The following is an 8,191-nucleotide window of genomic DNA, read 5'->3' on the forward strand; positions in this document are numbered from 1 at the left end:
TTTTTGGCATTGCAACTGTATGATTTACTAGATGATTTGTTCGGCTTAGTCCAAGCGCCTGCCCCGCCTCGTAGGGATTAAGACTCTTCATCCACATCTTCATCATCTATCCCACTACATACCCCGCCTCCCCCAACGCAAGCTTGCCAACCCATACTCCCGCCTCTTCCCGCGCCAGGCTGTCATCCTCACTGAACGGAGGAGCCACCATGAGCCGCGTGTTGCTGGGGTACGACATTCAGAATGCCAAACGCCGTCGCTGGGCCTTACGCCACTTGCGGACGCTGACGGCCTGTTATCAGGAGTCCTTCTCGACTGCATGCTGGACAGGCGCCAGGTGCAGGGTCTCTGGGAGCGGCTGACCGAAGAACTGGATCCTGCGGAGGACGGCCTGATCCTGGCGCGGGTCGATGACCAGCAACCGCAGCCGCTGGGCGAGCGCTGGACCACCGGCGGTGATCGCCTGTTCCTGGTTCTGTAAGGGAGAGAACGCCATGACCAGCCTGATCATCGATAACCGCGATACTCGCCTGGACTACGACCAGCACTGTCTGATCATCCGTCAGCCCGATCTACCGCCGCGCAGCGTGCCGCTGCAAGGGCTCGAACGCATTCTGTGCCTGCACAACGTGCAGCTCGACACTCGCCTGCTGGCCCAGTGCCAGCGACGCGGGGTGGACTTTGTATTGCTCAACAGCCGGCACAGCGATCTCAGCCTGGCGCTGCATGCTAACCATTTGCAGCAGGCCGGACGCCGCAGCCGCCAGTACGCGCTCTCCCTCGACGAAGCCTTGGCTCTGCGCGGCGCGCGGCTGCTGGTCGCCATCAAGCTGCGCCAAGGGCGGCGCATATTGCTGAAACAAGGCGACAGCCCGGCGCGCCGAACGGCGCTGCAGGCCTTGCATGGCGCTAGATCCCGGCTGCGCGCGGCCGAAGACCTCAACGTCCTGCGCGGGCTCGAAGGCAGCGCACAGCGGGCGCTGTTCGCCTTCTGGCGTGAGCAGTTACCAAGCGAGCTGGGCTTTGAAAGCCGCCAGCGACGTCCGCCCCGCGACCCGGTCAACGCCGTGCTCTCGCTGAGTTTCACCCTGCTGTACCACGAGGCCATCCGCCAGTGCCTGCTGCATGGTCTGGATCCCTGGCTGGGGCTGTATCACCGGCTGGCCCCGGGCCGGCAATCCTTGGCCTGCGATCTGATGGAGCCGTTGCGGCCCTGGATCGAGGCGTGGGTGGTCGACAGCTTTACCCAGGGGCTGTTCGACCGCCGGCACTTCTCGATTTCGGCGGAGGGTTGCCTATTCGGCAAGGCGGGCCGGAGCGTTTTCTATCCGCAGTGGTACGCCCGGCAACCGCACTGGGGCGGGCGGATGGGACGCTATGCCGGCGCGCTGGCCCGGCAACTGGACCGCCTACCCCTAAAGGGCGCGCAGGCGCTGGCTACATGAACCGTTCGCCCTGGTTCCTAGTCAGCTATGATATCGCCGACCCGCGCCGGCTGCGCGCCGTGCACCGTTTGTTGCGCGGCTGCGCCCATCCGCTGCTGGAATCACTGTTCGCGTTTCAGGGCGATGTTCGCGCCCTGCGCCGGGAACTGGCCGAACGCATCAAGCCGGCGGAGGACGACCTGCTGATCTACCGCCTGCGCCCCGGCGAAGCCCTGCACCGCTGGGGCCGCGCCTGCTCGCCGGAGGGAGTGTATGATCTGAGCCTGCCACCCCTGGTGGAGCACCGGAATGCAGTGGGTTTAGGGGCTGAAAGCTGGTCAAATTTCACACAACTTTCTGATCAAAAAACGATCAGCACTTTTGACCCTGCAACATACTGATTTACTTGAAGAAATTTTCGGCTTAGAGTCCAAGCGCTTGCCCCGCCTCGTAGGGGATTAAGACTATGTGCGGGATACCAGATGGACCGAACTTACGTCCAAGCGCTTGCCCCGCCTCGTAGGGGATTAAGACCCAGCGGTGATCGGATGCTCGTTGGCCATGGCCGTCCAAGCGCTTGCCCCGCCTCGTAGGGGATTAAGACGCAAAAGAGGCAACCATTACCAACACTCTTAAAGTCCAAGCGCTTGCCCCGCCTCGTAGGGGATTAAGACGATACGCGGATTTCCACGTCCAGGTCAGTACGGGTCCAAGCGCCTGCCCGGCTTCGCAAATCTGTCTCGCAAGCTTGCCTTCCCGCCCCAACATCCCTCCCCCACGCATCATTGCCTCCGTTCCCATACGGAGGCCCAATGCACGCAGCCGAGCTTGCCCATCTGTTCTGTATCGCCGTTCTAGTGGCCGTTGCCGCCGCGTTGCCCAAGGAGTCGTGGCAATACGCCGCCCTGGTGCTGGCCGGCAGCACGCTGCAAGAACTGAACAGCCTTCTGCTGCATGACCCAATGCTGTCCGGCCGCTATCTGCCGGGGGAGCACCTGCTGCGCTCTCTACTGGTGCTGGGGTAGCGTGGTGCTGGTCATCGCGCTGTTCCGCCGCCTGCTCATGCGGGCGCGGCGAATCGCAGCGACCAACAGCACCACTGCACATGACGGGCACACGGCTTTTTGCCACTTTCCATCCTCTCTGCCTCAAGGAGAACGCCCATGACCCGCTGGTTTGTCAGCCGCCACGCCGGTGCCCACGACTGGCTGGCCGCTCGTGGCCTGTCCGTGGACCGGCAGATCGCTCACCTCGATCCGGAGCAGATAGCGCTAGGAGACCTGGTGATCGGCACCCTGCCTATCAACCTGGTGGCGGCGCTCTGTGCGCGCGGAGCGCGCTACGTGCACCTGGCCCTGGAGCTTCCGGCCGAAGCGCGGGGCCGCGAGCTGAGCGCCGCCGAACTGGATCGCTTCGGCGCCCGCCTGACCTGCTACGACGTTCGGGAACTGCCATGCGACTTCAACGCGTGACGACCCTGCCGCGCCTGCGCGCAGGGGGCGGACACTGCGCAATATGGGTTCGCGCCTGCTCACCGTGATGCTGTCGCTGTTCAGCCTGATGGCGCTTACCTGGGTCACCGAAGGCCTCAATGGCGGGAGTGTGCTGCCCGACCTGCTGGCCATCTGGTGGGAACCCTTCTACGCCACCCCGGGTCTGGTCGGCCCCACGCGCAGGACACCGGCTTCTGGCTGTGGTGCGTACCCATGGGTGTGCTCACGCTTCTGCTGCTCTGGTCATCGTTTTTACCGCCCTCAACCGCTGGCGACGCCCGCGCGTGCTCAAGCTGGTGCCGCCCGGTCAGGCGACACCCCGCGAGGTAATGGTGGAGATGCTGTCGCTGCTGGACGATAACGGCTTTCAGGCCCTGGCCGGTCTGGCTTCGCCGGAAGCGCTGCGCGCAACGCTGGATACACCGGAACTGGCCCGCTGGACCGGCAAACCGCTGCTGTTCGCCGTCGGCCACCACTACCCACGCCTGAAGGAGCTGCACCTGCGGATCGGGGACGGCGACGCCTCCCGTCAGCGCCTGCGGCAACTGCGTGAATTGCTGGAACGCATCAACGCCGGCACCCTGCGCGTCACGGCCCACCCGGTGCGCGACGCCAGCGATGTGCAGCGCCTGTACGTGCAGTTGAACGCCATCAGCCGCCAGTTGCGCCGGGCGGGCTTTGACGAGCGACTGATTATTTTCGACGCCACCGGCGGCACCAAGCCCTACAGCATGGCGGCGGCCATGGCCACCCTGCACAACGACATCAGCCTGCAGTACGTCGAGACGCAGGGTACCCACTGGCGCTGAACCGAATACAAGGTGGGGATCGGCCGCGAGGACGCGCTCGACTGAAACAGGGGAAAATCTCAGCCGTTAGTGGCAGAATGCCCCCAGCTTTTGACTGCAACAAGGAATAGTCATGTCTACCGCGCTGCTGCTGCCTCGAACGCCCGATGAGCTTCCCGAGGGATTGAATCCCGCCGTCCTGAAAGGGCTACCCGAGCCGGGAAACGCCGCAGCCGTGCAGCCGCCCACCTGGTTGCTGGGCAGCGAGCAGACCCCGGCGCTGGACTGGCTGCAGGCCATCCAGTCCTTCCCGGAGGCCGCACGCCTGTGCCACCGGGCCGATGCCGGCTGGTGGAACCTGTCCACCCAGTCGCCCTGGGTAGCGCCGACCGCCACGGCGGCTCCCCTTCCCGTCGAGCAACCGAACGCCGCACCCATGTCCCGGCCAGAGTCTCAGGTTCGGCCACTGAGTCACATGGAGGATGGGGCGCTGATCTTCCAGACATTTCTCAAGACCGCCTGGGGACTGGACACGCCTGAGAACCTGCGGGCCGTGGAAGACTACGAGACCGAAGCCTGGGCGCGTTCCGACCACAACCCCACCCTGCCTGATGCGCTGCGGCGGGCCCGGCACAATGGCGAGCACGCGGCTGAGCTGGCGCAGGAGGCGGACCGGCGCCTGAGCCGTGGCGAGCCAGCGGACGAAGTGGAAGCCTGGGCCAGGGATGCCTGCAAGCGCGAGCACCCACAGGTGCTCAAACATGTGCTGATCGTCCTGAACAACCAGGCCGACTACTACCAGAGCCGCCGCAGCCGCGCCGCGCAGGGCAAACATCACAGCGCACTCGACGCCGTGCAACTGCGCAACGGCCAACACCCCAACAGCCTGCGCCATCTTCCGCCGTCGCCCGCCTGGCACATCTATATCGATGAAACCGGCTCGGTGTTCGACGAGCAGGCCGACGAGCTAAAACCCAACGCGTCGGAAGTGGGACGCGTGGTGGCGCTCGCCATCCCACAGGGCGTGACGCTCCCACCGCTGACAGAGCGTTTCCACGCCACCACAACAACGTCTACCACCGCGGTGGATGCCGCCCTGCAGTGTCTGCTGCACGCGTCGGTGGGCATCTTCGGCTTCAGCGTGCAGGACCCCGCCAGTCGCGCCCGTTACTGGATCGGTCATGTGGAGCAACTGGTGCGCTGGGTGCTGTTGCAACTGCCCCTCGAACCGGGCCAGCCCTGTGCGGTAACCGTGAAGATCGAGCAGAACCGTGGCTATGCCGTGAGGGACAACCTGCGTGCCCTGCAGGAAATCCTCGAAGGCGAATGTCAGCGTCTGGCCCCGCAGCGCTTCGCCGGGCTGCGGCTCTCCCTGCAGTTCATGGACAAGAACGAGCCGCTGAACGGTTATGTGGACGCCGTGGCATTCACCTGGGGCAGCCCTGCCGCCGCCAGCCGCGACCGCCTGAAGAAATCCGCCCTGCTCGGCCACTGCCTGCTCAACCCCGACCACCGGGCCCTGGAGCGCCTGTATCTGGCCCTCAACACCCAGAAGAAACTCACCCCCGCGGACTGGTTCGACCTGTGCAGCGCCGCCGCCCAGGAACCGGCCGACGGCCTGCTGCGTCATTTCCTCGAACAGCTCGGCGCCCAGGTGCAGCAGCACGCCGGCCAGTGGCAGGCGTTTCTCGACGAGGTTCGCCAGCGCCTGCGCCTCAAGCAGTTCCACCTGGACAGCCTCGGTCACGCCCTGGACTGGTTGGAGCGCTTCGCCCCGGACGGCCAGTCGCTCCCGGCGGCCCAGCGCCTGCCACTGGAAACCGCGCGCCTGGCGACCGGCAACCATCGCGGTCAGGTGGATCTGCCGCGCATTCAGCGCAGCCTGCAATTGATGCAGCAGCTGCGCGACGAGCAGCCGGCCGAAGCCTGCGAAGCCCTGCTGCGCCTGACGGTCAGCACCGCCAACGCCTTCGAGTTCGACGCCCTGCGCAACGCTGTCGAACAGTGGCTGGCCGAACCGGTCGCCGTCCCCGGTCTGCTCAATCATGCCAAGCTGCATTCCACCCTGGGCCAGTTGGAAGCGCTGAGTGGCCGGCCTGATGCAGCCCTGGTGCATTTCGACCGCGCCCTGGACGCCTTCGCCCGCCTCAGCGATCCGCAGCAGGCCACCCGCGAAGCTGCGCAGACCCGCACCTATCGCCTGATCGCCGAAATGGACTCGCCCGGTGCCGACGCCGCCGCACTGATCGAAGTCCTGCGAGCCCACCTGCAGGCCCTCACCGGCAAGGCCGGCGACGGCGAAATCAGCCGCAGCCTGGCCTACACCGGCCAGGCCCAGCGCTACCCGCATCACCTGTGGCTGCGCGCCCTGCTGCGCTGGCCGCAGGCCCTGCACACCGCCCGCACCGAGTACCTCGGCCAGCGTCCCCAGTGGCAAACTCACGAAGACCACCCCTGGCCGCTGATCGAGGCCTACCGGGGCTGGCTGCTGGTCGACGCGGACCAGCCGGGGCCGGCCCGTGAGCATTTCGCCGCCGCCACTGCACGCTGCGCCGACCCGGACAACGGCCCGACCCTGCACTGGATGGCCGAAGTGCTGCGCTGCCTGGCCCAGGCCCTGGGCCTGCGACTAGACGAGCAGCCCGGCGCCGAAGCCCGTACCCGCCTGCGTCAGCAACTGCCCCACGCGCCGCATGCCGCCCTGGAGCGTTTCGCCCACGCCGGCACACCGGAACGCGAGGCGCTGCTGTCCGCGCTGGGTGAGTGCCTGCCGTTCAATTTTCACTGAGCGGCAACCCATGAGCCTGCATTCGCTGGTATATGTGTGCGTGGTTTCCGGCTTCAACCTGCCGGAACTGGAAAGCTGCCTGGCGCGCCGCCCGGCGCAGGTGCTGCTGGTCGTCAGCGACGCCTTCCAGCAGCAGGCCGCGCGCCTGAATGGTGTACTGGAACAACTGCTGCCGGGCGTGCAGGTGCGCATCCTGTCCCACGCTACTACCGGCGTCGCGCTACAAGGCGACGAGGTGCTGGAGAACCAGCAATGGGTACAGCAGGTGCTGCTGCCCTGCCTGAATCAGCCGCCGCTGAACGCCCTGCCCCGGGCCCTGAACTTCACCGGCGGCACCAAGGCCATGGCCGCCGTGCTGCTGCACGCCCACGCTTGGGGCTTTCTCGATTACAAGGCGCTGAACCATGACGCCCTGCAGGTGCTGGAGCCCGTGGGCGACGGTCGCACCTTCGCAGCGGCGCCGGCGGTTGCGCTGCCGGCTGTGCTGCCGCAGTTTGTTGCCGCCTTGCACGCCGATCAGGTGAGCAGCGACCCGCCCAACCGCATCCTGGACCAGCAGCCCGAGGCCAGCCTAGCCCTGGCCCGCGACATCTGGCAGGCGCAGGAACACGGCTGCCCGCACCTGCGGGCGCTGTTTCAGCATCTGGAACGGTTGTGGGTGCTCGAACACGACAATCCCACCTACCGAACCCGGCGCCTGCGACTGGACTGGGCTGAGTTTCTGCAGGGCCCGGAGCAACCCGCCGCCGGATTGCTGCGCTGGCTCGAACGCTTTCGCGCCCTGGACCCGTCGGCGCTGGACTGGAACGACCAGCGCATCGAGCTGCCTGGAAACCGCCCGGACAAGACACACCGCGCCCTGCGCCAGTGGATCAGCGGCCTGTGGCTGGAACAACTGGCCTACCACTGGCTGCTGGAGGCGGACATCGCGCCGGACGCCATCGCCCGCAACCTGAAATGCGGCCAGCGCCAGGACAGCGCCAGCCAGCGCGAACTGGATCTGCTGGTGCACCGCCAGGGCAAGACGCGCCTGGTGGAAATCAAGGCCGGTTACCCGCCGGGCCTGTCACCCGGCACGCTGGAAAGCCAGCTCTCCAGCATCGGCAGCCGCTTCGGCCGCACCGAAAAGGCCCTGCTGCTCGGCCCCCAGCCAAGACAGCTATTAATGGAGGGCAAACGCTGGGACACCTTCGCCCTGCGCTGCGAAGCAAGCGGCATCTGCCTGCTGCACAGCCGGGCGATGCTGGTGGCATTTATCTGCAACGGCGCCGCAGGGGTGCGGAAGGAGGCCGGAAATGCCGGCGAAAACTGATCAAATTTCACGCAACTTTCTGATCAAAAAACGATCAGCATTTTGGGCCTTGCAACGTACTGATTTACTTGAGGAATTTTTCGGCTTAGAGTCCAAGCGCCTGCCCCGCCTCGTAGGGGATTAAGACTCATCATAATGAACCATCATGCCAGACGGATATGTCCAAGCGCCTGCCCCGCCTCGTAGGGGATTAAGACTTTTGGCTGGAGACACCAGGCGCATCGCTGGAGTCCAAGCGCCTGCCCCGCCTCGTAGGGGATTAAGACGGGTGTGAGTATGCAGGCCAATTACAGTAAAGGTCCAAGCGCCTGCCCCGCCTCGTAGGGGATTAAGACTTATTCATGATCAGACCAAGGATGGTGAGAACGTCCAAGCGCCTGCCCCGC

The 8,191-nt window shown here is 65.6% G+C and carries 8 protein-coding genes; all 8 read left to right on the plus strand.

What is annotated here, in order from left to right:
* Window positions 1-319: 319 nt before the first annotated feature.
* Window positions 320-481, plus strand: coding sequence for a hypothetical protein (locus B3P22_RS17410; protein ID WP_296271855.1), 162 nt, complete (start codon window positions 320-322; stop codon window positions 479-481).
* A gap of 13 nt (window positions 482-494) precedes the next feature.
* On the plus strand, window positions 495-1,445 hold the full coding sequence (gene cas1 / locus B3P22_RS17415; RefSeq protein ID WP_296271856.1) for a CRISPR-associated endonuclease Cas1: 951 nt from the start codon (window positions 495-497) through the stop codon (window positions 1,443-1,445).
* Entirely contained in the window at window positions 1,442-1,825 is a 384-nt protein-coding gene (locus B3P22_RS17420; RefSeq protein ID WP_296271857.1) for a CRISPR-associated endonuclease Cas2, read from the plus strand. The genes cas1 and B3P22_RS17420 overlap by 4 nt, the downstream gene beginning before the upstream one ends.
* A gap of 411 nt (window positions 1,826-2,236) precedes the next feature.
* Complete coding sequence (locus B3P22_RS17425) at window positions 2,237-2,449, plus strand: hypothetical protein (RefSeq protein ID WP_296271858.1); 213 nt, start codon at window positions 2,237-2,239, stop codon at window positions 2,447-2,449.
* Between the two features lie 138 nt (window positions 2,450-2,587).
* Window positions 2,588-2,896, plus strand: coding sequence for a CRISPR-associated protein Csx16 (csx16, locus tag B3P22_RS17430; RefSeq protein WP_296271859.1), 309 nt, complete (start codon window positions 2,588-2,590; stop codon window positions 2,894-2,896).
* A 221-nt stretch (window positions 2,897-3,117) separates the two neighbouring features.
* The gene (locus B3P22_RS17435) at window positions 3,118-3,726 is read left to right on the plus strand and encodes a hypothetical protein (RefSeq protein ID WP_296271860.1); all 609 of its coding nucleotides are present in this window, start codon (window positions 3,118-3,120) and stop codon (window positions 3,724-3,726) included.
* A gap of 112 nt (window positions 3,727-3,838) precedes the next feature.
* Window positions 3,839-6,493, plus strand: coding sequence for a hypothetical protein (locus B3P22_RS17440; protein WP_296271861.1), 2,655 nt, complete (start codon window positions 3,839-3,841; stop codon window positions 6,491-6,493).
* 10 nt (window positions 6,494-6,503) lie between these two features.
* Window positions 6,504-7,805, plus strand: coding sequence for a hypothetical protein (locus B3P22_RS17445; protein ID WP_296271862.1), 1,302 nt, complete (start codon window positions 6,504-6,506; stop codon window positions 7,803-7,805).
* The last annotated feature ends 386 nt before the right edge of the window (window positions 7,806-8,191 follow it).

The organism is Pseudomonas sp. UBA6323, from assembly GCF_002439135.1.
Taxonomy (GTDB): Bacteria; Pseudomonadota; Gammaproteobacteria; order Pseudomonadales; family Pseudomonadaceae; genus Aquipseudomonas.

Coding starts and splice junctions, on each gene's coding strand:
- B3P22_RS17410 (WP_296271855.1), top strand. CDS start 320: ATGCTGGACAGGCGCCAGGTGCAGGGTCTCTGGGAGCGGCTGACCGAA.
- cas1 (WP_296271856.1), top strand. CDS start 495: ATGACCAGCCTGATCATCGATAACCGCGATACTCGCCTGGACTACGAC.
- B3P22_RS17420 (WP_296271857.1), top strand. CDS start 1,442: ATGAACCGTTCGCCCTGGTTCCTAGTCAGCTATGATATCGCCGACCCG.
- B3P22_RS17425 (WP_296271858.1), top strand. CDS start 2,237: ATGCACGCAGCCGAGCTTGCCCATCTGTTCTGTATCGCCGTTCTAGTG.
- csx16 (WP_296271859.1), top strand. CDS start 2,588: ATGACCCGCTGGTTTGTCAGCCGCCACGCCGGTGCCCACGACTGGCTG.
- B3P22_RS17440 (WP_296271861.1), top strand. CDS start 3,839: ATGTCTACCGCGCTGCTGCTGCCTCGAACGCCCGATGAGCTTCCCGAG.
- B3P22_RS17445 (WP_296271862.1), top strand. CDS start 6,504: ATGAGCCTGCATTCGCTGGTATATGTGTGCGTGGTTTCCGGCTTCAAC.